This is a genomic window from Methylomonas paludis (genome assembly GCF_018734325.1).
Taxonomy (GTDB): Bacteria; Pseudomonadota; Gammaproteobacteria; order Methylococcales; family Methylomonadaceae; genus Methylomonas; species Methylomonas paludis.
This window is the reverse complement of the sequence record NZ_CP073754.1, coordinates 31,401-57,150: the sequence shown is the minus strand read 5'-3', so window position 1 is coordinate 57,150 and position 25,750 is coordinate 31,401. Positions and strand designations below refer to the sequence as shown.

Genomic DNA, 25,750 nt, shown 5'->3' with positions numbered 1-25,750 from the left:
GGACAGTTTATTGGGCCTTGATCCATGTTATCAAGCCAATAATAGCTTAACTGGCTGGAAACATAGCCTGGGTATCCGCAAAACATCAAACGGGAACTGGTCTGGCCAACCGCAAGTATTATAGCCTGCGGTTGGCCAAAACCGGCCGATAACGCGTTTATTTTCCGAATTTTTTCCGGAATTTATCCACACGTCCTGAGGTGTCGACTACACGTTGCTTACCGGTATAAAACGGATGGCAAGATGAGCAAACCTCAATATGCAAATCTTTTGTCAATACTGAACCGGTTTCGAAGGTATTTCCACACCCACAAGTTACAGTAATTTGTTTGTATTCAGGATGAATTTCTGGTTTCATAGTGCTCACATACCCACTTGGGCCACGTACTTTGTAGAGAACTAACTATAATACGATGTATTGGTAAGCTCTGCAAGCTGATTATTAGCTTAGCTGGCCCAACACCTGTTTGGTTGATAGCGTCAGCCCTGTTTTGCTGGGCTTATATGCATGCGATTTAATAAACGGCGGGTGGCAGGTCTGCACAAATCGATTTGCTTAACTTGACTTTAAAAACCACATCAATATTATTAACGGCAACCTTGTCACATTGGTTTTTGTAGGGTTTGCTACAAGCCAACAAGAGCGTTTGTCGGCACATAACAAGCACAACAAAACCGCCATCAACAGCCAAGCAATTGAAATTAAACATGTAATTTTAAGATGAAAAACTGGCAACTATTTTGCTATAAGTAATATGGTTTTTATACCAATCTGACTATTTACGGAGCTAGCAATGTCCATCAAGGTAATAAAAGAGTTTTCTGCACAAGCTAAAACTGACGCAGACCTTCAAGAAAAATTAAAAGCCTGTCTAAAAATCAAGGAATTGATTCTATTAGGCAAGGAATATGGGTTTGAAATTGATGAAGTAGAACTTTATCCACCCAATGAACCGCAATTTACGGAAGAACAACTCTCTGAAAGACTGGCTAAAGCCTTACTCAGAGTCTAATCTAAAGCCGACAACTTCCCGGCCTTATGGCCGGGAAGTTGTGCTTGATTGCGTAAGTGACTGCATCAACACCCGACTGAATGCCCATGCACTTACCTGAAATTTTGAGCCGGTTTGACTACGAATCTTTAAACAAGGCGGGATTGGCGCTTAAATTCCATTCAGCAAACGGAAACGGCAGTTTTTCGGTGCTGAAAGTCAAAAACAGCAGAATATGGTAATGGTAACTGGACAAACTACGGCCAAATTCCAAGAGATTGGGGTTGGTAATACCGGTCAGCAATACCGACCCAGCCTGTAAAAAAATCACCAGCCATAACAGCAATTTGACCAGGCTATCTATCACGGCATAGATCAGCATGAAAATAATGCGCTTCCAGGTTTCGATTTTTTTCAAATTCTCATTGATTTGTTCCGACATCGGCTTAGCCTCTGTTCATTACGTCACGCAAATCCAGGGCGGCGGCATTGGCCCGGGCAATGTAATTTGCCATCGCTAAAGAGTAGTTGGCAAACAAACCAAAACCATCACCGTTTAATACCACGGGGCTTAAGGTGGGGGTTAAAGCATTTTCCAGTGCCTGGATCATGTTATCCAGGGTGTTCATGGCACGTTTGTCCAGCAAAATATCGGCAAAGTCATGTTTGATGGCTTTTAAGATATGCAACAGTGCCCAGCAAGAACCACGGGCTTCGTAAAATACGTTATCAATTTCCATCCACGGCGTTTGGCCTATAGTCGGCATATTGATGTCTATCGGGTTGGAAGGGTCGCCGTGGGTAGCACCGGAAAATTTGTCGGTACTAGCCGCCAGCCGGGTGGACAGACCACCTAGACGCTTGATAACCACCTCGGTGTATTGCCACAAGTTGTCGGCCCTGGAGTGAAACTGGGCGGCTTTAGAAGTGGCTGACGGGTGCTGTAAACGCGCCATATATTGATGCAGGGCTTCTATACCTTTGACGTATTCCGACTCGGTGGAAGGCAAGGCCCATGAATTGGGTTCATAGTAAAAACTGGGCTCGGCTTTTGCCAAATCCGGGTCTTCCGCTGACTGGGACTGGTCGCGGGCAAAATGGTTACGCAAAGCGGTTGTGCCATCGCGCAACATGACCAGCGCACCGTATTCCCAACTCTGGATGTTATCGCACAGTAATCCGGGCGGGGCTACATCATTGGAAAGATAGCCGCCGGGCTTGAACAGTATCACATCGGCAACATGTGCCAAAGTGCTGGCATAAACATAGCCGATGGGCATTTGATCGGTGTGGGTGACATTCATGCGCTCTATGGCTTCATCCTGAACATTAAATTGCTCAGGCTCAGTACTCCACCACTCACCTAAAACCAGAAACACAACAAGAACAAGACCAAGCAGGGTACCAGCTCCCCACAACAGGCCCCTAGGCTTTGATTCTTCAAATTCGAATGAATTGTCTGACATGTGTTCTGTATCCAGATTAGAAAAAACGATGAATCGACTTAATACCACCATGTTAGCATGGATTGATTAGGAAGCGTGCTTTCAGTGCAGTTGCCGGGCCTTTTCGGGGAATGATAAGGGCATTAACACCGGCGGCATTTGCACAAAAAAGCCTTTGCTTGCCAAACTGCTCATTACTTTGCTGACATCCTCCCTGGCTAATTTGCGCTGCAAATCCAGTTGCAATTCCATAACAAAAACCAGTTTTCCCAGATTTTGCAGTAAAGCCTCTGGCAATATTGAAAAATCATCGCGCTTATTCAGATACAGATATAGCTCATCTTTTCTGAGACTCTTGTAGATAAAACATTGCATAATGTTGTCCCTATGTTCTTATGCTGGCAATTTTAACTTTTTTGGCTAGAATTTTCAGCCCAGTTCCACTAAATTTAAACGGCATGCAAAATAACGTCATCATTGCTAAAAAATTCTTTAAACATGCCTGTTATTTTGAAGGCTCACTAACCATCCTGGCTGTTATTCTGGGTTGGCTATGCAATACCCTGCCCTTTGCCGGCCTGCATTTTTCCGAATCCGACCTGCTGGTCGGCTTGCTGGGCACCTTACCTTTGCTGATTATTTTTTTGGCCTTGCAACACCTGCCTCACCCCGCCATTCAAGAGATTCGTGCTCTGCTGGAAAATACTTTCGGCGCTAATCTGGGGCCCTTACATTGGACAGATTTGTTGATATTAGCAGGAATTGCCGGCTTTTCGGAAGAAGTTCTGTTCCGTGGAGTCTTGCAACCCTGGCTGGAAAGTATCTGGAACCTGACTGGCGGCCTGATTTTGAGTAATCTGATTTTTGCTCTGGTTCATGCAGTCACACCGCTCTATGCCTTGCTGGCTTTGCTGATCGGTATTTATCTGGGTTTGTCGCTGGATTATCAGGGTGAACGCAATCTGTTAATACCCATTGTTATCCATTCTGTGTACGACTTTGCCGCGTTTATGGTTATTCTGCACAATTATCGCAACCGTATCTAAATAATGCTCTCCATGACCAAACCTAGGGTATTTGCCAATTCCGAACTATTGCCGCACTGGTTTATTGTCGGCGCTTTTCTGTTACTGTTGCTGGGCTATAATGTGGTTTGTCAGGTCTGGCCCGGCCAAATTCGGCTGAATATCGATGCCGCCGACCGCGTTGTGTATAGAAGTGTGTTTTACAGTATCGCCATTATTTTATTCCCTCTGGTGAAATTGTTGCGCTACATTCTGCTCAGGCTTAACCAGACTATGCCGGGCCCCAGCTCTGCGCGGCGCCGTTATTTTTATAGCATCGCGGTTTGTCTGTTGTTGATTGAGCCGGTGGGTGCGTTCGGTTTTCTGATGTTTGTGCTGGGTGACGGAGTTAACACTTTATATATTTTTAGCGGCTTGGCCGCGCTGGGGCTGTTTTTGCATATACCGAATCGGGCGGAATATGTGTCGATTCAGCATGCTTTAGCGAATAAAAAAAGCCTGTCAGTTGAATAGCAAGTGTTTTCCCTTTTTAGGAATGCCGGTTAAGCGTTACAATGACGGGCTTATCCCCGATTAGCCTTAGGTGTGATCATGCAAATCATTCAAGAAGCACTCACGTTTGATGATGTTTTATTAGTTCCGGCCCATTCCAGTGTGCTGCCACGTGATGTTGAACTCAAAACCCAACTGACCAGAACGATTACCCTGAATATCCCTTTAATTTCAGCAGCAATGGATACGGTAACTGAAGCCCGGCTGGCCATTGCCATTGCTCAGGAAGGCGGTATCGGTATTATTCATAAAAATATGACTATCGAGCAGCAGGCTCGAGAAGTTGAACGGGTGAAAAAATACGAAAGCGGAGTGATTAAAGACCCTATCACTGTTTCACCGCATGTCACTGTCAGAGAAGTGATAGAACTGACACGGGCAAAAAACATTTCCGGCGTACCGGTGGTCGATGGTGAAGAACTGGTGGGCATAGTCACTAGCCGGGATTTGCGCTTTGAAACGCGCCTGGACGAATCCATCAGTACCGTGATGACCCCCAAAGAACGCCTGATTACTGTTAATGAATCTGCCAGCCACAAAGAAGCTATCGCCTTGCTGCATAAGCACCGTATCGAAAAAATTCTGGTGGTGAACAAGGATTTTCATTTGCGCGGCATGATTACCGTTAAAGACATTCAAAAAGCCAAAGATAATCCACATGCCTGTAAGGATGCCCTGGAAAGATTACGGGTAGGCGCAGCGGTCGGCACCGGTGCCGACACTCCCAAACGGGTTGAAGCGCTGGTCAATGTGGGCGTGGATGTGATTATTGTTGACACGGCTCACGGTCATTCGCAAGGCGTATTAGATAGAGTGCGCTGGGTGAAACAAAATTTTCCTAATGTTCAGGTTATCGGCGGCAATATCGCCACCGCTGCTGCTGCCAGAGCATTGGTTGAAGCTGGTGCGGATGGTGTGAAGGTCGGTATAGGCCCCGGTTCAATCTGCACTACCCGGATTGTCGCCGGCGTGGGTGTCCCTCAAATTTCTGCCGTCAGCAATGTGGCTGCAGCTTTAAAAGGCACCGGGGTGCCGCTGATCGCCGATGGCGGCATCCGCTATTCCGGTGATCTAGCCAAAGCCCTGGCTGCGGGTGCACATTCGGTGATGCTGGGTAGTTTATTTGCCGGTACTGAAGAAGCGCCCGGTGAAGTGGAGTTATTCCAGGGCCGTTCTTACAAATCCTATCGTGGTATGGGCTCGCTGGGGGCCATGTCGCAACAGCAAGGCTCTAGCGACCGGTATTTTCAGGACGAAATTGAGATGGTGGAGAAACTGGTGCCGGAAGGCATTGAAGGCCGGGTACCTTACAAAGGCAGCGTGCTGGCTATTATTCATCAATTATTGGGCGGGATTCGTTCCAGCATGGGTTACACCGGCAATCCCACCATAGCTGAAATGCATGACAATGCCCAATTTGTCCGGGTAACCAGCGCCGGTATGCGGGAAAGCCATGTCCATGATGTAACCATAACCAAGGAAGCCCCAAATTATCACCTAAATTAATAGATGGTTGGGCAATCTTGCATTGCTGACAGCCACTTTGCACGGTCTTTAAAGTAGGCTTTGCTATAATGAACCCTAACAATCCGGCCCTGGTTTAGAGAAATGCCGCAAAAGAATTTATTGACACCTGAAACCAGTTCCATGCCTTGTAAGCTTTGTGGCAATAATCAGGTTTATGTAATAGCCAGGTTAAGCCGTAGCGGTACAGCATTACGCAGTGTGATTTGCAGCGATTGCGGTCTGGTGTGGAGCGACCCGTTTCCGCATAATCCCCGCCAGTTTTATGAAAAAGACTATCGCCTGGAATACAAGAACACTTACACCCCCAAACCCAAACATGTACTGCGGGCCGGCAATATTGCCCTGACCCGGCTTGAGAAAATCAAGCAGCTACTGGGCACCAGCAAAACTATACTGGACGTGGGTACTGGCGGCGGCGAATTTGCCTATTTGCTGAAATCACTGGGCCATGATGTGCATGGCACCGAACCCAATCGGGGTTATGCCGAGTATTCTAAAGCCGAATATGGGCTAAATTTGCATATCGGTTTTATCCAGGACAGCCATTACCCTCCGGCAAGTTTTGATGTGATTACCATCTGGCATGTGCTGGAACATACTGAAGACCCGTATATTGTGCTGCAAAAACTACATAGCTTATTAAAAGCAGATGGGGTACTGGTGGTAGAAGTGCCCAATATCGAAGCCTGTTGCCAAGCGCCGAAAAGCACTTTTCATGAAGCGCATTTGTTTAACTTTAATCTTAAGTCGCTGATTAAAATGGGCGAAAAAGCCGGCTTGCTTGGCGATAGCCATCTCATTTCCGCAGATGGCGGCAATATTACCGTATTTTTTCGGAAAAACGCTGGAGCAATCTTAACCAGCGATTTCCGGATCAGCGATAACGCTGCCTACATTATGCATCAGATGCAACAGCATACTTGTCTGAAACATTATCTGAGCGCTAAGCCTTATCAACGCCTGTTGAAGCGGCTGTGCCGGAGTGCCGCCGAGATTAATTGCATCAAGGGATTCGATAGTAACAAGGGCTTGCTGGATCAGCTTTACCAAGCCCATAACAAGCTGTAACAAATCAGCCATTCTGGATGAAGGTAGATGCCCAGCGCATGCCGGACCGACAGCATTCTACATTTTAATTTTAAAAGGTTTAGTCTTGACATCTTCTACTGCCCACAATATTCATAACGATAAAATCCTGATTCTGGATTTTGGTTCCCAATATACCCAGTTAATTGCTCGGCGCATCCGAGAAATAGGGGTATATTGCGAAATCTATTCTTGCGAAGCAGCAGCGGCAGACATTAAGAACTTTGCCGCCAATGGCATCATTCTCTCCGGCGGCCCGGAAACGGTAACTGCCAGCCATACCCCGCGTGCGCCACAAATTGTGTTTGAACTGGGGATACCGGTACTGGGCATCTGTTACGGTATGCAAACCATGGCCGAACAGTTGGGCGGCAAAGTGGAATCATCCTGTCACCGCGAATTTGGTTATGCGCAAATTCGCGCGCATGGTCATAGCCAATTGCTGATCAATATCGAAGACCACACTTCTCCAGAAGGCTATGGCTTGCTGGATGTGTGGATGAGCCACGGCGACCGGGTGGTAGAATTGCCCACCGGCTTTAAGCTGATTGCGAGTTCCGGTGGTGCTCCTATCGCCGGTATCGCCGATGCCGACCGGCATTTTTACGGTTTGCAATTTCATCCTGAAGTGACCCATAGTAAACAGGGTGGCCGTATCCTCAGCCGTTTTGTGTTGGAAATTTGCGGCTGTCAGGCTTTATGGACATCCAGCAATATTATTGGCGAAAGTATTCAGGCAGTGCGCGACAAAGTCGGCAATGAGGAAGTAATTTTAGGCCTGTCCGGCGGCGTGGACTCTTCGGTAGTGGCGGTATTGCTGCATAAGGCCATTGGTGAGCAGCTGACTTGCGTATTTGTCGATACCGGTCTATTGCGGTTAAATGAGGGCGATCAAGTAATGGCCATGTTTGCCGAACATCTGGGCATCAAAGTTATTCGGGTTAATGCTGAACAACGTTATTTAGCTGCTCTGGCCGGCGTCAACGATCCGGAACAGAAGCGCAAGATCATCGGCAATCTGTTTGTGGCAATTTTTGATGAGGAAGCTGCTCGCTTAAGTGATGCGCGTTGGCTGGCACAAGGCACTATTTATCCTGATGTAATTGAATCCGCCGGGGCTAGCAGCGGCAAAGCTCATTTGATTAAATCGCATCACAATGTTGGCGGCTTACCGGAAAACATGAAGCTGAAGTTGGTCGAACCTCTGCGCGAACTATTCAAGGATGAGGTACGCAAACTGGGCCTGGAACTTGGCCTGCCCGCCGATATGATTTTCCGTCATCCTTTTCCCGGCCCCGGCCTGGGGGTGCGTATCCTCGGTGAAGTCAAAAAACACTATGCCGACTTGCTACGTCAGGCCGATGCTATTTTTATTGAAGAACTCTACCGGCATGAGCTTTACGATAAAGTCAGTCAGGCTTTTGCGGTATTTTTGCCGGTTAAATCAGTGGGCGTGATGGGAGATGGCCGACGCTATGATTATGTGATTGCCATCCGCGCCGTGGAAACCATCGATTTTATGACGGCACGCTGGGCGCATTTGCCCTATGAGTTTCTGGATTTAATTTCGCGGCGCATTATTAATGAAGTACCGGGTATTTCCCGGGTGACTTATGATATTTCCGGTAAACCGCCTGCCACTATTGAGTGGGAATAATAATCGCGCTGCCATGTCTCCTGCTGAGTTTCAGGCGCTTTTATTAAGCTGGTTTGCCGAGCATGGCCGTAAGGATTTGCCCTGGCAACAGGCGATCAGCCCTTACCGGGTTTGGTTGTCGGAGATTATGTTACAACAGACTCAGGTCAGCAGTGTTATTCCTTATTTCTTGCGTTTTACGGAACGCTTCCCCAATCTGCATAGTCTGGCGGCAGCTGAGCTGGATGAGGTATTGCTGTACTGGTCGGGCCTGGGCTATTACGCCAGAGCCAGAAATCTGCATAAAACGGCCCGGCTGGTCGTTGCCGATGGCGGCGAGTTTCCGGAAAATATTACCGAACTCAGTGCGCTGCCTGGCATAGGCCGCTCCACTGCCGGGGCTATCCTCAGCATTGCCTGTGGTCAATACCAAGCTATTCTGGACGGCAATGTCAAACGGGTATTCGCCCGGTTCCATGCGGTGCGCGGCTGGCCGGGCCAGGCTAAAGTGGCCGAGCGGCTTTGGGAAATAAGTCAACGTTATACTGCACCACTTAACACTGGTGCATATACTCAGGCCATTATGGATTTGGGGGCAACGCTTTGCACCCGCAGCAAACCCAAATGTGAAATCTGTCCGGTCGCCAGTGCTTGCCTGGCTCTGGCTGAAGGATTGGTCAATACGCTGCCTGAAGCTAAACCGCGCAAAGCCTTACCGGTTAAGCAGATATTTTTTCTGATTTTGTCCGATCCTGAACAGCGCATTTTGTTGGAAAAGCGACCGCCCAGCGGTATCTGGGGCGGCTTGTGGAGTTTGCCGGAATTTGCTGAATTGGCACAATTACGAGACTGGTGTCGGCAACTGGGCGCCGACATTGCCGGTCTGCAAATTTTGCCTGCACAACGGCATACCTTTTCGCATTATCATCTGGATTACACGCCGGTATCGGCCAATCTGATAAACCCCATAAACAATGTGATGGAAGCAAACAGCCGGGTTTGGTATAAATCCCAGCAAATCGGTAGTCTGGGCTTACCCACACCAATTAAGCGTTTATTACAATTTTAATAAAGAGGTAGACAATGACAAGACTGGTTAAGTGCATAAAATTGGGCAAAGAAGCTGAAGGTTTGGATGCACCGCCATTTCCCGGCCCTAATGGTCAGCGGATTTTTGAGCATGTTTCTAAACAGGCCTGGAAAGAATGGCTGGCCATGCAGACCATGATCATCAATGAAAGACGTCTGGCCAGTTTTGATCCGGAAGCCAAGAAAATTTTAACGGCGGAACGGGAAAAGTTTTTGTTTGCGGGTGGTTTTGAAGTTCCCGAGGGTTATGTACCCAAGTAATTGAAACCAGCCTTCCGGTTCAGTTGAGCTAAGCTGAGCCGGAAGGCTGTATTGAGAAGAGCACTTAAGTGGCAAGGTGTGGGCAATCAATATGCTTTACCCGATCCAGCTGGGCCAAAAAATACGAATCGTAATTCCAGTTTGGCCTTGAGGCTATAGGTTCTGGTTTGGTATCCATGATATTACTGATGGCAATCTCATGTGTTTTTTTGTGATTGTTAAAACTACTATTCAACTCAAGATCTGTTTCGATATACATTTTTAAGCCCCACATTCCATATCAGATTTTATAAGGTGACTTAGCTTATCAAGGTGCGTTAGCCGAGGTTTATGCCCATGTTAAGCTGTCAGGTTTTATCTGCCGATTTGTCGGCTTTCTGCTTAATCGACTAATTGTGTCGGTTTGACTGCGAACAGCTTTACCATTTAAGTTCAAGATGCGGTGCTTAACAATCCGTGCTTACCCCTAGGTATTTATACCTATGCAAGATTTTGCGTTTCGATAAGTCTGGCCAATTCAATCAGATTACCAGCATGCGTTTTTTCCATGACTCTGGCCCTATGGTTTTCTACGGTACGCGGACTGATGCCCAAATGCCGGGCTATTTCTTTGTTGGTGCTACCAGAGATAAGCAATATGGCAATTTCCTGCTCACGTGGGGTGAGTTTAGACAAGCTGTCTTCTGCACTGGACGGACTGCGTTCGCGGCGACGCACATCCTGAATAATGGCAGCCTGGATGATTTCCAGCAATAACTGGGCTTGAACCGGTTTTGTGAGAAAATCCACGGCGCCAGCCTGAATGGCACGTACTGTGGTGGGAATATCGCCATGAGCGCTCAAAAAAATAATCGGCAAACACAAATTGCGCCGCGCCAACTCCGCTTGCAGCTCGGTTCCGCTCATGCCGGGCATACTTAAATCCAGCACCAGACAAGCAGCCCGATCCGGGCGATAAGCCGCCAGAAACTCCTCGGCACCGCTATAGGCCGCAACGTTGAGTCCAGCAGTCTTGATCAACAAAGTTAAACTGTCTCGCACGGCTGCATCATCATCAACTAAATAAACTATCGGTAAGGCATTCATGATACAAATGGTAATGTAAAATGAAAACTGGCGCCTTGCCCAGGGTTGGGTTCTGCCCAAAGTTTACCGGTATGGGCTTCGATGATGGCTCGACAAATGGCTAAACCCATCCCCAGGCCAGTCGCTTTAGTGGTGTAAAACGGCTGAAACAGTAATTGTGCATCCTGATCGGCAAAACCTTTTCCCGTATCAGAAATAGAAACTTGCAACATGGCCTCATTTGCAGGCATGGGGGCAACTGTCAGAATAATTTGCGGATTTTGTTGTACGATGTCCTGCATAGCTTGCAGGGCGTTGCCGATTAAATTGACCAGCACTTTCTGAATTTGCAAGCGATTAGCCAGCACCAATAATAGTCCAGGGTTAATTCGCCTGACCAGTTTGATCTGATCAAACTCGGCATTTGCCACAAAAATGCTGATGGTATCATCTACGATTTGTTCAATATTGCACGGCTCGATGATACTTTCATCTTTATGCAACAAAGACAGCAATTCGTGCATTACCTGACCAGCCCGATGAGCCTGACGTTCGGCATTCTCCAGTGCATATATTAACGTGGACTCCTCATAGCCTCCCACTGCCAACAGTTGTAAGGCGACAGCGGTATAGGAGGCAATGGCAGTTAGCGGCTGATTAAGTTCATGGGCAATTGCAGCGGCAGTTTGGCGGGCTATCTGATGACGCTGAGCTTCCTCCAACTGCATACGCTGCTCATTGATGCGTTGTTCTGCCGATTTTTGGGCTTGAGCACTCAGTTCCCGCTCTGTAATGTCGCGTAAAATCACGGTATACAATTTGCCTTCCGGTAACTCGATCTGTGAAATTGAGGCTTCGATAGGAAATTCTTCACCGCTGGCACGCAAACCAATCACTTTGGCTGTAGGCACCTTCAGCCGTGAACTGGTTCCGGTTGCAGCAAAATTGCGCACATAATCGGCATGTATCTGCCGAAAAGACTCCGGCATCAATCGGGTTATGGGTTGTCCCAATGCTTCGGCTATGCTGATGCCAAATATTTGCTCGGCGGCCGGATTGAACAAACAAATCAGCTGATGTTCATCGATGGTGATAATGGCATCGGTGGCGGTATTAACCATACCGGCCAGACGCTGTTCACTGGCACGCAAGGCATTTTCAATTTGGCGCTGCTCGGTAACATCGCGCCCAGTAACTACCGAACCAATAATTAAGCCTGCGCCATTGCGGATAGGCGCAAAGCTATAATTGCCTATCCAGGACTCCCCGGTATCCTTGCGGCGAATGATATATTCGACACCGGCCATTATTTCGCCGCGCAAGGCTCTGGGTACCGCCCACTGATCCAAGGGTGCGGCTTCGCCGTTGGCCATAAACACTTCCAGGATGGTGGGATATTCAGCCAGGTTTTTTGCGCATTCAGCCTTGTTATTGAAACGGTGAAACGTGGCAAAGGCTTCATTAAATTCAACAAACTTGCCGCTAGTATCAGAAATCAACACCGCATCGCTCATGCTGGCCAATGCGGCATTTAAGGTTAACCGGCTTACCACCGCATCTTCTTCGGCATTTTTACGATCAGTGATGTCTTTGGTTAGCATCATAATTCCACCAATTGCCCCGGTTTCGTCGTACCAGGGTCCAACCTCCCAGCGCAACCATTGGTGGCTGCCGTCCAGACGCTGAAAATGGTCTTCATCATTAATTATGATTTCCCCCCTCAGCGCCCGGCGATGTATTTCCCGCCAATGCTCGGAAATTTCCGGGAATACTTCATAATGTGAAAGGCCTAGCACTTGTCTGTGCAAATTGTAGTCTGTCATCCAGCGTTGGCTGGTGGCTAGATAGCACATGTTTTGATCAAAAATGGCGATGGCTACCGGGGCGTGCTTAATTAACAGGCTGAGATTTTTTTGATTGATGTTCAGGCTATGTTCGGCCAATTTGCCGCAACTAACATCTTGTAAAATCAGCACCGCTCCTACTGAAGTGGCACAGGCGCCAGTCATAGGAATAATCTTGGCTGCGACGACTATTTCCTCACCATCAGCCGTACTTAACGGCCAATGATTTGGATAATTTAAGGTATGTCCACCATGAACGACATGCTTGATGATATTTTCTGAGGCAAGAAGATCGGTTGCGATGAAATTATTTAAAGCCTGATCCAGCTCTGTGCCAAGTAGCTGGGCTGATTTCCAGCCTATTAGCCGTTCTGCCGCTGAATTAAGGAATGTTATGTTGCCGGCAGTATTGGTAGCGATGACGGCATCGGCAATATTATTTAAAATTTCTCCGCAACATTCCAGTTGGTGCCCATGCAACTTGTCCGAATTATGCGTATCAGTCATTTAATTTCACCAACTTAAGCCATCGTTATTATCCAAATTACTAGCAAAAACATAAGTAATTAATCAATTTTGGTAGCGATTCTACACCTAAGTTGAATTCCTGCAATCTCAATAGACCATAAAGAATTGGACTTTGCAGATACTTATAAAATATTGATTATCGCTAATCAATTAAAGACCACCGAATAACTGCCAAGCACGTGCTCAGCCACGGCTACTACCAGATATTTTAAGTTTAATCAATATGTTACCTAAAAACCTGCTAAGGACTAATTTCTCCAATCTTCTCCAACACCCACTCAAATCCTATCCGCTCCTGCTCCAGCCTTAAATTTGGCTGAATGCGGTTATCGCGTAAATCGTCGTACAGACTTTGTTCGTCGCTGGTCAAATGCGGCAGATCGTAGTTGATGGGTTTGGCTTCGTGGCCCCACATTGCCGAAAAATTTAACAATGTGCTTCTGTCCATCAGCAGGGATTTTACCTGCGGGAAATAAGCCCGCAATTGGGAGAGGATAGCAAAGCCGTGGGTGTCTATGTCTCCCCAATAGCTTATTTGGCATTGCTGCAGCCAGGCGGCTGTGCTGAGCGCCGCAAAGCCATAGCCGCCACCAAAGATAACAATGGCCTGGGGCTGTGGCGGAAATGCCAGAAAGTTGATTTCGTTTTCGGTAATGAACACCAGTCGGATGTTGCCGCGCAATGCGGCAAAGTTTGTCACATCCAGGCTGACATCAGGCTGGTGCAGGCCAGAAAATAAGCCTATGTTGTCATCCAGCACCCTGAAGCGGATACGTTCCGGTTTGTCTAAAAAACCGTAACGGCGGTTAAATCGGCTGACGCTCGCAGTGATGTGTTCAGCAGGCAGAACCAGATCCAACAATTCCTGCAAAATGCTGCGATGCGCTTCGACAAATTTGCTGTGGACACCGGGGACATCAATTTGTCTTAGGTAAATACCGGGTTGGGGATGTTCCTGCACCCAGGCGGTCACCTCCAGCAGTTGCGGCCAGACTTCGGCCAGTTCCAGCGCAACCAGTGGGCGCTTGCCCAGCCAGCTTCGCACTGCCGGCAAGCGGGCCTCGGTTTGCATAAGCAGTTGCCGGAAGCGGCGTAAGGGTTTTTGCATATCGATTAGCGCGGCGGCGGCTTCCGCGCTATCCAGCCAGACTTCGGCAGGCATTAAATTGCTGCCCAGTTGTCGGTGTTGGGTTTCGCGCATGACCACGCGAATATGTGCTTGTTTGTTGACTGCCTGTATCCAGGCTCTAACCTCATCAAAACGAGCCAACATTTCGGCAGCATTAGGGGTTTTTAATGACAAGCGCTTGGGAAACAGATCGGTGCCATTGACTACTTCCGCCAGAATAATGCCTTTCTGCCACAGAACTAAGATTTGGCGACGCAAGTCAGCGGGTGTGGTCCAACTCATGCAGTAGACTCTGCTTTTTCCGCCTGGTATTCTTCGATACTCAAATTCCTGATTTTGGAGGAACGACCCTGCTCATTTTGGACATAACCGACACTGGCCACATACGGTTCGATGATGTGGATTTTCTGTAAGGGCGTGACAATCAGCAATTGCAGGTTGAGCTGATTAAACAGCTTTAAGCCATATTGAGCGGATTCGTCGGAACCCCGGCCAAAGGCTTCATCTATCACCACAAAGCGGAAGGTTCGGGAGCGGGTTTCGCCCCACTCCAGGCCGAATTGAAAGGCCAGACTGGCAGCCAAAATAGTGTAGGCCAGTTTTTCTTTTTGACCACCGGATTTGCCGCCGGAATCGGAATAATGTTCATGCTCGCTGCCGTCTTCGCGCCAGCGTTCGCTGGCCCCAAACACAAAGGCATTACGCACATCACTGACTTTTGCGGTCCAGCGTTTGTCCTGTTCGGTCAAGCCTTCGCGACCGCGAAATCGGTCAATAATTTGTTTAACCTGTAAAAACTTGGCTTCGGAATATTGAGCATCATCGGAACCCGTTAAACTGCCTTCGGTACAAAGCCTTAATTCGGTTTGAAAATCGCGAATATCGGCATCGGCACTGGGTAAGGATTCCAGTACGATATAGCGGCCCGGATTGTAATCAATCTGGTTTAAAGATTCATTTATGCGGGCGATTTTGTCTTTAATGATTTCGCGTTCTTTAGCCAATTGCGCGTTAAAATTGGCAATTTCGTTGATGGTATTTACATTCAATAATTCTTTGAAGCGGGATTCAAAACGAGGTAAGTCATCGGCAGCCAATTTAGTCAGCAAATTGCGAAACTCAAATGCCGCTGCAATACTGGCATCCATTTCCTGGGTTTCCAATTTGAATTCATCCATGAAAAACGACATGGCTTTGATGATTTTTTCCGCCAGTTGCGCCAGTTTGCGATTCTCGCTGTCCAGCCGGGTCTGCAACCAGTTCCGCATATCGCGTTCGTAATTGTCGCAAGATTCCACAGTCAATTGATGCTCTTTTAGCGCCTCCAGACGCATGGCATCCATTTGCTCGATTAAAAAAACCGTTTCGGCAGACTCGGCCAGAATACGCTGTACGTCCTGGTGCAAATTTTCGGCATCCTGTTTTTTTTGTTCAGCTTTGGAGCGACGGTCTTTTTGGGCATCCAGTTCTGTTTCGGTATCGGCCAGAACGGCAATGACTTGCTGCATGCGCCCGTTCAATTGTTTCAGGACATCGGAAGCCGATTCCAACCGCTGTTTTTCTTCCTGCAAAGCGGCGATTTCCGCCGCCACTGCAGCCCAGTCCAGCTCATAAAAGTCCTGAAACTCCTCAAGTTTGGTGAGCGCTTCCCGTTGCATAAGCAGAGTTTTACGCTGATTTTGCAGACTACTAATGCGCACACCGGTATCGGCCAGCGCTTGCTCCAGTTGCCGAGCCTGACGGCTCAAAGCATCGAGCTTGGCCTGATTATCCCAGCCCAACACATAGCGGCTGCGGTCATCAATCCGGAAACGATCATCTTTGTCGTGCCTATCCACGGCTTTTATTTGTCCGGCCTGGGTAATCGCTTGCCTTTCCCGGCGGAATTGTTCCTGACTGCTGCAGCAAGCCACATCAAAACGTTGTGCCAAACTGCGTTCCAACCATTCGTAATGTGGGGAATCCGGTTTAATGGTGAGTTTACGCACCAGGGAATCCGGGTGCAGATTTAACAGCTCACTACGCTGGTTTGCCAAGACTCGGAAGTACACCAGCCGGCTTTTTAAATGGGTTTTATCCACCCATTCGGCAACCTGACGATAATGGCTTTCCGGTACCAGCAGGGATAAACCAAAACCGCGCAGCAAGCGTTCGGCTGCCCCTTCCCAATCGCGCTGATCTTCGCGAATTTGCAATAATTCGCCTACAAAAGGTATTTCCGCTTCAGTAAGCCCCAAAGCCTGGCATATGGCGCTACGCATGGTGATTTGTTCGGCAGGGATGTTACTGCGCCGGGCTTTCAGGCTGTCTATTTCATTCAGCAGCAGCCGATGTTTTTCTCTATCCTGACGAAAAACAAAATCCAGCTCACGTTCCTGATTTTCCAGGTCCGCGCTTTGAGCTTTTAATGTAGCACTCTGAGCTATAAATTGGCTGCGCTGCGTCAAAAAACCTGCTTCGCTAGTGGGGCTGGACTGCTTGATTTGGCTTAATAATTCCACATAACGGTCGGCACGCAGCTTACGCTTGCTGTAATCCTGTTCTTTACTTTTGATTTCCGCCGCCAGCCGTTGCAGACGGTCACCGCCATTTTCGGCGATGGCCTGTTTTAATTCATCAAGTTCCATACTCTGTTTCAAGCGGCGTTCTTCCAGACGACTAACCTGATGATGAGCTCTGTCCCATTCCTCAATCAAGTTCAACAGACGTTTATCGATTAAATTCAGTTTTAAACCGGCAAAATACGGACGTAAACACTCGCGATACTGCCGCAGTTGGTCGATATACTGGAGCAATTGGGTATGGCGCTCGGTGTCGGCCACCAGCGGTGTCAGCAGTTCGACCTGACGTTTGGCGCGCAACACCGCTTCATGGGCGCGATTAAGGTCGTCAAAATGGCTGATTAAGGCATTGATGCGCGGTTGCACATCAAACGGTTCCAGCATGTGACTGCGAACAAACTCGGTTAAATTGCCCACCGATTTCATGGAAACGGTTTGGTGAAACAATTCCAGGGCCTGCTCGTTATTAATCCCAAACCGGCGTCTAAACCAGGCGGCATATTGTGGAAAACTGTCTTCCACTTCTACGCCGGCATTTCTTAATCTTTTTCTGAGCTGACCAATATCGGTGCCAAACTGACTGAAGTCTTTGGCTATGCCTAGTTCGCGCTCGGCACACACATAAAACCGCGCCGGCTGGCCTTGGCTGTCTTTAATCCAGAACACCTGAGCCAATGTTACGGTTTGTTGATATCCGGCATTATGAAACACGCCCAATATCACCGAATAACTATTATTATCTCTGAGACTGACCGGCTTAGCGGTGCCGGTGACTTCGTTACGCTCGGATTTATAATGGCCCAATACATAGGAACGCAAATTACGTTCTTTGGCTTCCGCGCCTGCAGCTTTGTTATAGGCGATACGATGGGCCGGCACTAGTAAGGTGGTGATGGCATCGACCAATGTGGATTTTCCGGAACCGATGTCCCCGGTCAGCAAGCCGTTTTTGCCGTCCAGTTCCAACGTCCAAAGGTGTTGGTCAAAAGTACCCCAGTTAAACACTTCCAGACGTTTTAAGCGAAAGCCGGTCAAAGCTTCCGGCACATCAAAATCCAGCGGCAAAGTATCCTGACTAATCATGATCAGCCACTCCGGGGTTGCTGCTTAATTGGGCCTGATAGGCGGCTAAACGCTCATCCAGTTCCGCCAGCCAGAGCGCATCAATATAGGCTTTTAAAATACGCTTTACTTCATAAGCGGCGTTGTGCGCCGTTGATTTTGGAGTGAGCCGGCGTAAAAAGCCCAATTCCACAATTTTATTGATATGCGTTTCAATTTGATCGATCAGCCTGGCTTCATTACTGCTGTCCGGCAGGAACACCCGCACCAGATCCACGATTTCATCACGGCTTAATACCAAGCGGGTATCGCCGCCCAAGGCATCGAATTCAGCCAGTTTTTTACGCAACAGCGCCAATAACAGACTAACCGGAAACGATAAGGGCCGCCGGGCAATCAAGCGCGGCAGTTTCGGCACATCATCGGCTTCGTTTTGCTGACGGGCGCGTAAAAAGGCGTAACCTTCGGCTTCATCCAGAATTAATTCCAGTCCCAGCACCGCTAAATAATCCCGCACTCGGGATTGCAGTTGGAACAGGGCTTGCCAGAGCTGATTATCATTTTCCTGATGTATCACACCTTTCAACAAATTGATGACCACTACCGATAAATCCGCCGGAGCACCGGCTAGTGATTCTGCGGGTTCTGTATGCATTATTAGGCTTTCCTTAAAAAAATCACTCTGGGCATAGTGACGCGCTTATGGTGGATTTGCCGGTCGGCATCCACCAGCGTCCAGACTATTTGTTCGCGGCTGTCTTCTACCACCAGAGTATTAAAACTCTCGCCGCCCAATTGCAAATAACTGATTAATTCTGCCAGACCTTGTTGTAATGGCGCGCGTTCGATCAGTTCTTTCAGGCTGATCTGGGTTCTGTTTTGCAAGCTTTGCCGTACATGTTTGGCCAACTGAGCTTTATCAATGTAGATTTGCGCATATAAAGCACTGGCATCCAGACTGTCTTCACCGTTTTCGATGCGAATATCACTTATCTGCGGTTTTATGGCCGGACTATATAAAGGTCTTTCCAGTGGTAAGTCAAATTGCGGTACCGTATCGGCTACCGTCATGAGCTCGCCGCCTGGCGGGGTATCGCGCAAAGCCAGTGCCTTAGTCTCAATACCGCGCAAGATATCCATAATGCGGCGATTCTCCAGCCAGGCCTTGTCGTCCAGAAAACGCCGTAATTGCTGAGATAATTGCGCAACTGTACGCTGAGTATGTTCGCCGGCTTCCAGCCAGTCGTAATGTATCCGACGTAATCGGGCATCGGGCTGCAACTCCCGGACGGCGGGCAGGCCCAGTACCTGTTCCAATAAGCCGCTAAGTTCTTCCTGTCTGCGGCCGGACAGTAGAAAATCCCAAAATGCCCGGAAACTGCGACCTTGATCAGAATCACCTATGGCATCGTGTTCCCCCATGATTTCCGCCAGTAAGGCGCCTTTACCGCCTTCCCACAGCGCAATCCTTTCCCGCACCCGCCTATCCAATAGGCGGAAATTATGCTCAACTTCGCGAAAATCGCTTAGCAGTTCACGGGCGATTTGGGTAAATTGCTGGAAGCGGTCTTTCAAAGCAGTATCATCCAGTACGGGTACATCTCCTGCCTGGACTCTGGCTATTTCCCGATCTATTTCCTGCCGCTTTTGTTGCAATTCGGCAATACGCTTTTGCGGGTCGGCTTCACTGTACTCGCTGATTTGTTTTAACAGCGCAAACAGGGTTAACAATCGTGATTCGGTGCCAACAAAATGGCGTTCAGTCAAACTGTCCAACCAAACGATGGCTTTTTCGGCTGCCGGGGTCAAATCGAATTGGACTTCATCGGAATCCTGTCGGTAAAATTTACGCAACCAGCCTTTGTCCGGATGCGCCCATTCGTTCAAATATTCCTGAGCCGGTTTTGGAAATAAATTCTCGGCAAACTGATCGCGTAACACATATAACTCATCCTCCAACGCTTCGATCAAATCCGCTGCTGCGATAACACGTAAATTAGGTGTAATAAACACTCTATGCAGAAAACCGGCCACCAACGGGGCATGATCTGAGCGCAATAAACGCCAGGCCGGATGATGGCTGCGCAAGGCGTTGAGAGAAGCATAATCCAGACTCATTAATTAAATCCCAAAATCCCAGGTTCGGTGATTAATATGGTCATAAGTAAACTGCTTGATTCAGTTATTTGCTTGATGACAATAACACTGTACGACTGAGTAATACTAAAACCTGCCCAAGCCTTGAAATACCACACTTTCTGGGGTCAACTATCTATTTAGCAAAAAAATTAAGCCTAATACAAGTTGAACAGCTGTAATTGACCACAATAAGCGGTTTCGCTAAGCTATGAGTCAAGACTAACAGATAATCAGTAGCAATTAAGCAAGATGTTCGATATTTCAGGCCTGTGGCAAGCTCAAACTCAAAATCTCCCGACTAATCGCCACATCTTTTTCAATTTGTGCCTGCAAGGCCGAGAGTGAGGCAAACCGCACTTCATCGCGGATTTTCTGTTTGAAATGAATTTCTACATAGCGACCGTATATATCTGCATTAAAATCGAATAAGTGGGTTTCCAATACGGCTTGGGTATCGCCGGTCATGGTGGGCCGGGTGCCGACATTGGCCACTCCCTGGTATTCATTGCCATCCAAACCAGTCATGGTCACGGCAAACACACCCGCTACCGGGGTGTTCTTGCGAAACATCTGCACATTGGCGGTGGGGAAACCCAATTGTCTGCCGCGTTTATCGCCGTGGGCAACCCGGCCACAAACTGAATAATCCCGGCCTAACATGGTGCGTGCCTGTTCCAGATTTCCGGCCATAAGTGCATCTCGGATCAATGTGCTGCTGATACGCAGGCCGGCCAATTCCAGAGACATGGTATTTTCCACCTGAAAACCGTATTCCAGTCCCTGGTGAAATAGTAAATCAAAATTGCCGCGTCTGGCTTTGCCAAAATGAAAATCATCACCTACCACCAGATACTTTACTCGCAGCCGCTCTACCAGAATATCACGGATAAATTGTTCGGCATCATAATCTGCTAAAGTACGGTTAAACGGTACCACCAATAATTTATCGATGGGTAGTTTGGCGAATTGTATGACTTTTTCACGTAAACGGGTCAGACGCGATGGTGCATGATCACCCAGAAAATATTCCAAAGGCTGCGGTTCAAATATCATGACCACAGTCGGCAGATTTAAGCGTTTGCCGTGCTCGGCAAGTTTTTCGATAACCAAACGGTGCCCCAAGTGCAGCCCGTCGAAATTGCCGATGGTCAGCAAGCAACCACTGCTTAACGGCTTTAATTGATTTACACCCCTGATTAAACGCATGATAAACCGCTGACTAAAAAAGCGCTGATTTTATCAGTATCAGGCCTGTCACCTATGCTTCATTTATAATATTCCGCAAATGACTTGCTATATTTTTAACGGGCATGATAGACACTCTATATATTGAAACAGCCGTACAGGATCATCCGCGCGTGACGCAAATCCGGCGGCGCTTTCCGAATGCCAGGGTCATTTTCTGTGATCGTTACGGCGAAGTGTTTAATCCCAAAGCACAAAACTTTCGCATACAAAAACAGCAGCCCGCGCTGATATTGGCGGAGAAATATCAAAAATTTGTGTTACCAGCTCCAAGCGGATACGGCATAGGCGGCAACCACAATTTTTATTTTTCGCACATGCTTAATTGTTTGTACGATTGCCGGTACTGCTTTTTGCAAGGCATGTATCAATCGGCCAATTATGTGCTGTTTGTCAATTATGAAGATTTTCAACAACAGATCCGGCAAATGTGTCTGGATCAGCCTGACCAAGATCTGTATTTTTTTTCCGGCTATGACTGCGATAGTCTGGCTTTTGAGCCGGTCAGCGATTTTGCCGCACAGTTTTTACCGGTTTTTGCAGAACTGCCCAATGCCTGGCTGGAATTACGGACCAAAAGTACACAAATCCGCAGTCTGTTACAACGTCCAGTGTTACCTCGTTGTGTAATCGCTTTCAGTCTGTCTCCGGACAGTGTTGCCGATAAGGTGGAAGCCAAGGCCCCGTCACTCGGCAAACGCCTGGAAGCAGCCGCCAAACTGCAACAACAAGGTTGGCAGATCGGTTTACGCTTTGACCCTTTAATTTATCAGTATAACTACCAGCAAATTTATCAGGCTCTGTTTGAGCAGGTGTTTCAATTGATAGATCCCGACAAGCTACATTCGGTAAGCTTGGGCGTATTCAGGCTACCAGAGCAATATTTTAAGAAAATGCATAAACTCTATACTGATGAAAAACTGTTCGCCAGCCCATTACAAACCACTAACGGTATGGTTTCCTACCGCAGTGATCTGGAACAGGCTATGCTGAAGGACTGTAGCCGTATGCTGCTGGATTACATCCCTCAATCCAGATTTTTTCCATGTCTATGAAAAAACGCACTGTCTTGGTCAGCGGCGCCAGCTCCGGAATAGGCCGGGCCATTGCCGAAAAACTGTTAAACCAGGGCCATCACGTGATCGGCATTTGCCGGGATAGTGGTCAATTTCAGCATCCCCTGCCTAATTTTACCGGCATGGAACTGGATTTCAGCCGCCTGGCTGATATTCCGAGTTTTGCCAAACAGCTACAGCAGGCCGTACCAGAATTGGATAGTGTGATCTTTGCCGCCGGTTATGGTCAGTTTGGTCATCTTGAACAATTTTCTTATCAGCAGATAGAAAACTTATTAACAGTCAATTTTACGGCCCAGGTTTTTTTGACTCGGGCACTATTACCCAAATTAAAACAAAAACCGCAGAGTAATTTGATTTATATCGGTTCAGAAGCTGCACTCAAAGGCAGCCGAAATGGTACTATCTACTGCGCGACTAAGTTTGCCCTGCGGGGTTTTAGCCAGGCTTTGCGGGATGAATGCGGTAAATCGACAGTGCGGGTTTCTCTTATTAACCCCGGCATGGTGGATACCGGTTTTTTCGATACGCTGGACTTCCGCCCAGGCCAACAAGCCTGGCAAGCACTCCAGGCTGATGATATTGCCGATGCCGCCAGCTATATTCTGCAAGCTGGTGTACATTGCGTGATAGACGAAATCAATCTGAATCCACCCAATAGAGTCATCGAGTTCAAAAAATAATTCTGCATATGCTGACCAAACTCATCATTTATTTTGCTTATTTTTTAAAGTCTTCACCCAAGTATAGAAACACCAAGCTTTTTTTTTATAATATATTGGAAAATAAGCTCAGTAGGCGGAAAGCCCATTTTGATATATTGATGGTCGGTTTAATCGTGCTCAGCATCATGTTCATTTTATATGATGTTGAGCACACCGCCAGTGTCATGACCGGCTACTTTGAACAGGCTATTATCGTAATCTTTGCCTGCGAATATCTGTTACGCCTGTGGGTATATTCTGACACCCACATTATTATCCTTGAAGAACATGATAAATCGCTGTATCTGAATATTAAGTTCAGTTTTTTTCAAGCCTTGAAAAAAGCCGTATTCAAAAAATTTGAATACATCCTATCGCCATTTGCGATTATTGATTTACTAGCCATATTACCCAGCTATCGGCAATTAAGAATTTTACGGATTTTTTTGATATTCCGATTATTTAAACTACTCAGATACTCCAACAGCACTAAATTATTCTCGGACATTCTGGCCAGCAAACGTTTTGAATTGTTAACGCTGTTGATATTTACCTGTCTTTTAGTATTTATTGCCAGTGTTTCGGTTTATATATTTGAATACCCTGATCCGAACAGTAATATTAAAAGCCTGTTTGATGCGTTTTACTGGGCTATTGTCACCATGGCCACCGTCGGTTACGGTGATGTGATTCCGCATACCACTGGCGGTAAGCTGGCTGCCATATTGTTGATCTTACCCAGCTTGGGGGTATTGTCATTTTTTACTTCATTACTGATCTCTGCTTTTAACGAAAAGCTCCCCGAGCTAAGAGAAAGCCGGGTGTTTGCAGAACTGGAACATTATAAAAATTTTATTATTATCTGCGGCTATGGCCGGGTTGGTCAGGAGATTGCCAAACAATTAAGTAATGATAAACAGAAATTTATTATCATAGACAAGACTGAATATCATGTGGAAATGGCCCGTAAACAGAATTTCTTAGCCATCCAAAATGATGCCAGTAACAATGAGGTGTTACTGAGTGCCGGTATTTGCCGGGGAGCCTCAACGGTGTTGTGTACTACGGGTGATGATGTGACCAATGTGTATGTGACCTTGACTAGTCGCCATCTTAATAAGAATATACGCATAATTTCCAGAACTGACCGACTGGAAAACGTTAACAAGCTTTATCAGGCCGGTGCTAATCATGTGATCCGGCCATTTGAAATTGCCGGTATGCTGGCTGCCGAGTATCTGGGTCAACCCGTGGCTTTTGAGGCGATATCCGGCATATTGCAAAATCAGACAGAAATAGCCATGGAAACCATTTTAGTCAGCGAAGGCTCAGCGCTGGATAATCGGCAAATCATGCAACTGGCATTGGCCCAAAACAAATTGACACTGTTGGGCGTTATCAGCGCCAACCCCATTCATTTAAAGCACAAAAACAAATATCAGGTTAAGGAACAGCATTTTTACTTTAACCCTGACCCAGAGTTTATTCTGCGATATGGTGACATTTTAGTGGTATTTGGTCGAAAATACAGCGTTGATCATTTCCGCGATCAAACCGAACAGAATCGTTTGTTAAGCAGGAAAAGCCTATGAAACATGTGGCCGTTTTCGGTTATAACCGCTTATCTTTTGAGGCGATCAATCGCCTGGATAAAAACCTTTATCAAATCATCGTCATCGACCAGCATCCGGCACAGTTGGAACTGGCACGCGAAAATGGTTTGGCCACTGCCGACATCGATTTTCGTAGCGATGACGATTTGATATCCATCGGCATCGGCACCAGTATTGACACCATACTTTGCTTCTTTGACGAAGATTCCGACAATGTGTTTCTTACCCTTTCCGCACGGGCCCTGGATAAACAACTTAATATTATTTGCATCGTGGAACGGGCAGAATCTGCCGAAAAACTCATGGCAGCCGGAGCCAATAAAATTATCGACCCCTATGAAATTTGCGGACGCAAGATCCATGATATGTTGAAAAGACCGGATCTTACCGATATTTTTGACCATACCGTATTCGGTCAACATGATTTGCATCTGGCCGAAGTGACTGTTCCACCCTACAGTTATCTACTGAACAGTACTGCCAGCTACTTGCAGTTAAGCGCTCAATATAATTTGATTATGATAGGTCTGGTCAGCAAACAGTTCAGCAATAAGCTACACTTTGTGGCTGAAGATTTCGATCAGCGTATCAGTGCCGGCGATATTCTGGTCATTTTGGGGCCCTCACGGGCAATTAGAGCATTTAAAAAAGATGTTGAACATGAAACTTATCAAAATTAGTTCACGCCTCAGTTTTTTTCTGGGCTTTGTTGTCTGTGTTTCATTATTGGCGGTTGGGGCTTATTTGCAATTTGTTAAACAATTAGAGCCCTGTCCTTTATGTATATCGCAAAGGTTGGCCATTCTGGCTACTGGACTGGGGTTTTTGCTGGCCGCTGTGCATAATCAGGGCCGCAAAATCTACGCCGTTTTCATCGCTTTGTTGGCCTTGAGTGGCGCCAGTATTTCCATTCGCCATGTCTGGTTACAGCATTTACCCCCTGAAGAAGTACCAGAATGTGGCCCTGGCATAGAATATATGTTGCAAAACTTTCCACTGGCCGAAACGATTAAACTAATGCTGACCGGCACCGGGGATTGTGCCAAAGTAGACTGGACGCTGTTGGGCTTAAGTATACCGGCATGGACTTTACTGGCTTTTCTGACGCTGGCTGGTTGGGCCTTGTACCAATTTTGGAACAATACCGCCAAATAATCCCGCGTATTGTGCG

At 47.3% G+C, this 25,750-nt stretch carries 24 protein-coding genes; 13 read left to right on the top strand and 11 right to left on the bottom strand.

What is annotated here, in order from left to right; translation table 11 throughout:
* Nucleotides 1-157: 157 nt before the first annotated feature.
* Nucleotides 158-358: a 50S ribosomal protein L31 gene (gene rpmE, locus KEF85_RS00255; protein WP_215582499.1), complete on the bottom strand. Its 201-nt coding sequence runs from the start codon at nucleotides 356-358 to the stop codon at nucleotides 158-160.
* 436 nt (nucleotides 359-794) lie between these two features.
* On the opposite strand from rpmE, the gene KEF85_RS00250 reads away from it, so the two are divergent.
* On the top strand, nucleotides 795-1,013 hold the full coding sequence (locus KEF85_RS00250) for a Nif11-like leader peptide family natural product precursor (RefSeq protein WP_215582498.1): 219 nt from the start codon (nucleotides 795-797) through the stop codon (nucleotides 1,011-1,013).
* A 118-nt stretch (nucleotides 1,014-1,131) separates the two neighbouring features.
* Here KEF85_RS00250 and KEF85_RS00245 read toward each other — a convergent pair whose 3' ends face one another.
* The 3 genes from KEF85_RS00245 to KEF85_RS00235 all read right to left on the bottom strand — a co-directional run bounded on the left by KEF85_RS00245 (nucleotide 1,132) and on the right by KEF85_RS00235 (nucleotide 2,812).
* Nucleotides 1,132-1,434 carry a DUF4389 domain-containing protein gene (locus KEF85_RS00245; protein ID WP_215582497.1) on the bottom strand — a complete coding sequence of 101 codons (303 nt, stop codon included), beginning with the start codon at nucleotides 1,432-1,434 and terminating at the stop codon, nucleotides 1,132-1,134.
* Nucleotides 1,435-1,438: 4 nt separating this feature from the next.
* Nucleotides 1,439-2,458 carry a DUF2333 family protein gene (locus KEF85_RS00240; RefSeq protein ID WP_215582496.1) on the bottom strand — a complete coding sequence of 340 codons (1,020 nt, stop codon included), beginning with the start codon at nucleotides 2,456-2,458 and terminating at the stop codon, nucleotides 1,439-1,441.
* Nucleotides 2,459-2,539: 81 nt separating this feature from the next.
* Nucleotides 2,540-2,812, bottom strand: coding sequence for a YcgL domain-containing protein (locus KEF85_RS00235; RefSeq protein ID WP_215582494.1), 273 nt, complete (start codon nucleotides 2,810-2,812; stop codon nucleotides 2,540-2,542).
* 83 nt (nucleotides 2,813-2,895) lie between these two features.
* Here KEF85_RS00235 and KEF85_RS00230 point away from each other — a divergent pair, with 83 nt between their 5' ends.
* The 7 genes from KEF85_RS00230 to KEF85_RS00200 all read left to right on the top strand — a co-directional run bounded on the left by KEF85_RS00230 (nucleotide 2,896) and on the right by KEF85_RS00200 (nucleotide 9,613).
* Complete coding sequence (locus KEF85_RS00230; protein ID WP_215582493.1) at nucleotides 2,896-3,483, top strand: CPBP family intramembrane glutamic endopeptidase; 588 nt, start codon at nucleotides 2,896-2,898, stop codon at nucleotides 3,481-3,483.
* A 12-nt stretch (nucleotides 3,484-3,495) separates the two neighbouring features.
* Nucleotides 3,496-3,975, top strand: a complete 480-nt coding sequence (locus KEF85_RS00225; protein WP_215582491.1) for a hypothetical protein — start codon at nucleotides 3,496-3,498, stop codon at nucleotides 3,973-3,975.
* Between the two features lie 78 nt (nucleotides 3,976-4,053).
* Nucleotides 4,054-5,520: an IMP dehydrogenase gene (gene guaB, locus KEF85_RS00220; protein WP_343222131.1), complete on the top strand. Its 1,467-nt coding sequence runs from the start codon at nucleotides 4,054-4,056 to the stop codon at nucleotides 5,518-5,520.
* 102 nt (nucleotides 5,521-5,622) lie between these two features.
* Nucleotides 5,623-6,609 carry a class I SAM-dependent methyltransferase gene (locus KEF85_RS00215; RefSeq protein WP_215582488.1) on the top strand — a complete coding sequence of 329 codons (987 nt, stop codon included), beginning with the start codon at nucleotides 5,623-5,625 and terminating at the stop codon, nucleotides 6,607-6,609.
* A gap of 85 nt (nucleotides 6,610-6,694) precedes the next feature.
* Nucleotides 6,695-8,284, top strand: coding sequence for a glutamine-hydrolyzing GMP synthase (guaA, locus tag KEF85_RS00210; protein ID WP_215582486.1), 1,590 nt, complete (start codon nucleotides 6,695-6,697; stop codon nucleotides 8,282-8,284).
* On the top strand, nucleotides 8,241-9,332 hold the full coding sequence (gene mutY, locus KEF85_RS00205; RefSeq protein WP_343222130.1) for an A/G-specific adenine glycosylase: 1,092 nt from the start codon (nucleotides 8,241-8,243) through the stop codon (nucleotides 9,330-9,332). Before guaA ends, mutY begins: the two co-directional genes overlap by 44 nt.
* Before the next feature lie 14 nt (nucleotides 9,333-9,346).
* Nucleotides 9,347-9,613: an oxidative damage protection protein gene (locus KEF85_RS00200; protein ID WP_215582485.1), complete on the top strand. Its 267-nt coding sequence runs from the start codon at nucleotides 9,347-9,349 to the stop codon at nucleotides 9,611-9,613.
* A 480-nt stretch (nucleotides 9,614-10,093) separates the two neighbouring features.
* Here KEF85_RS00200 and KEF85_RS00195 read toward each other — a convergent pair whose 3' ends face one another.
* The 7 genes from KEF85_RS00195 to ribF form a co-directional block, all read right to left on the bottom strand.
* Nucleotides 10,094-10,699: a response regulator transcription factor gene (locus KEF85_RS00195; protein WP_215582484.1), complete on the bottom strand. Its 606-nt coding sequence runs from the start codon at nucleotides 10,697-10,699 to the stop codon at nucleotides 10,094-10,096.
* The gene (locus KEF85_RS00190; RefSeq protein WP_215582483.1) at nucleotides 10,696-13,029 is read right to left on the bottom strand and encodes a PAS domain-containing sensor histidine kinase; all 2,334 of its coding nucleotides are present in this window, start codon (nucleotides 13,027-13,029) and stop codon (nucleotides 10,696-10,698) included. Before KEF85_RS00190 ends, KEF85_RS00195 begins: the two co-directional genes overlap by 4 nt.
* 262 nt (nucleotides 13,030-13,291) lie before the next feature.
* Nucleotides 13,292-14,461: a Wadjet anti-phage system protein JetD domain-containing protein gene (locus KEF85_RS00185; protein ID WP_215582482.1), complete on the bottom strand. Its 1,170-nt coding sequence runs from the start codon at nucleotides 14,459-14,461 to the stop codon at nucleotides 13,292-13,294.
* Entirely contained in the window at nucleotides 14,458-17,823 is a 3,366-nt protein-coding gene (locus tag KEF85_RS00180; RefSeq protein WP_215582481.1) for an ATP-binding protein, read from the bottom strand. The genes KEF85_RS00185 and KEF85_RS00180 overlap by 4 nt, the downstream gene beginning before the upstream one ends.
* Nucleotides 17,816-18,457, bottom strand: coding sequence for a DUF4194 domain-containing protein (locus KEF85_RS00175; protein ID WP_215582480.1), 642 nt, complete (start codon nucleotides 18,455-18,457; stop codon nucleotides 17,816-17,818). Before KEF85_RS00175 ends, KEF85_RS00180 begins: the two co-directional genes overlap by 8 nt.
* Before the next feature lie 2 nt (nucleotides 18,458-18,459).
* A complete protein-coding gene (locus KEF85_RS00170) occupies nucleotides 18,460-19,920 on the bottom strand; it encodes a DUF3375 domain-containing protein (protein WP_215582478.1) in 1,461 nt (486 codons plus the stop codon).
* Between the two features lie 282 nt (nucleotides 19,921-20,202).
* Nucleotides 20,203-21,147 (bottom strand): bifunctional riboflavin kinase/FAD synthetase, encoded by a 945-nt coding sequence (gene ribF, locus KEF85_RS00165; protein WP_215582477.1) that lies wholly within the window; start codon nucleotides 21,145-21,147, stop codon nucleotides 20,203-20,205.
* Between the two features lie 104 nt (nucleotides 21,148-21,251).
* Between ribF and KEF85_RS00160 the strand changes: the two genes are divergently transcribed.
* Genes KEF85_RS00160 through KEF85_RS00140 form a run of 5 tightly spaced genes read left to right on the top strand, consistent with a single transcriptional unit; the run spans nucleotide 21,252 to nucleotide 25,734 of the window.
* Nucleotides 21,252-22,241, top strand: a complete 990-nt coding sequence (locus KEF85_RS00160) for an SPL family radical SAM protein (RefSeq protein WP_215582476.1) — start codon at nucleotides 21,252-21,254, stop codon at nucleotides 22,239-22,241.
* Entirely contained in the window at nucleotides 22,232-22,945 is a 714-nt protein-coding gene (locus tag KEF85_RS00155; protein ID WP_215582475.1) for an SDR family oxidoreductase, read from the top strand. The genes KEF85_RS00160 and KEF85_RS00155 overlap by 10 nt, the downstream gene beginning before the upstream one ends.
* Nucleotides 22,946-22,953: 8 nt before the next feature.
* Nucleotides 22,954-24,558, top strand: a complete 1,605-nt coding sequence (locus KEF85_RS00150; RefSeq protein ID WP_215582474.1) for an NAD-binding protein — start codon at nucleotides 22,954-22,956, stop codon at nucleotides 24,556-24,558.
* Complete coding sequence (locus tag KEF85_RS00145; protein ID WP_215582473.1) at nucleotides 24,555-25,259, top strand: potassium channel family protein; 705 nt, start codon at nucleotides 24,555-24,557, stop codon at nucleotides 25,257-25,259. Before KEF85_RS00150 ends, KEF85_RS00145 begins: the two co-directional genes overlap by 4 nt.
* On the top strand, nucleotides 25,240-25,734 hold the full coding sequence (locus KEF85_RS00140; protein WP_215582470.1) for a disulfide bond formation protein B: 495 nt from the start codon (nucleotides 25,240-25,242) through the stop codon (nucleotides 25,732-25,734). Before KEF85_RS00145 ends, KEF85_RS00140 begins: the two co-directional genes overlap by 20 nt.
* Nucleotides 25,735-25,750 lie beyond the last annotated feature (16 nt).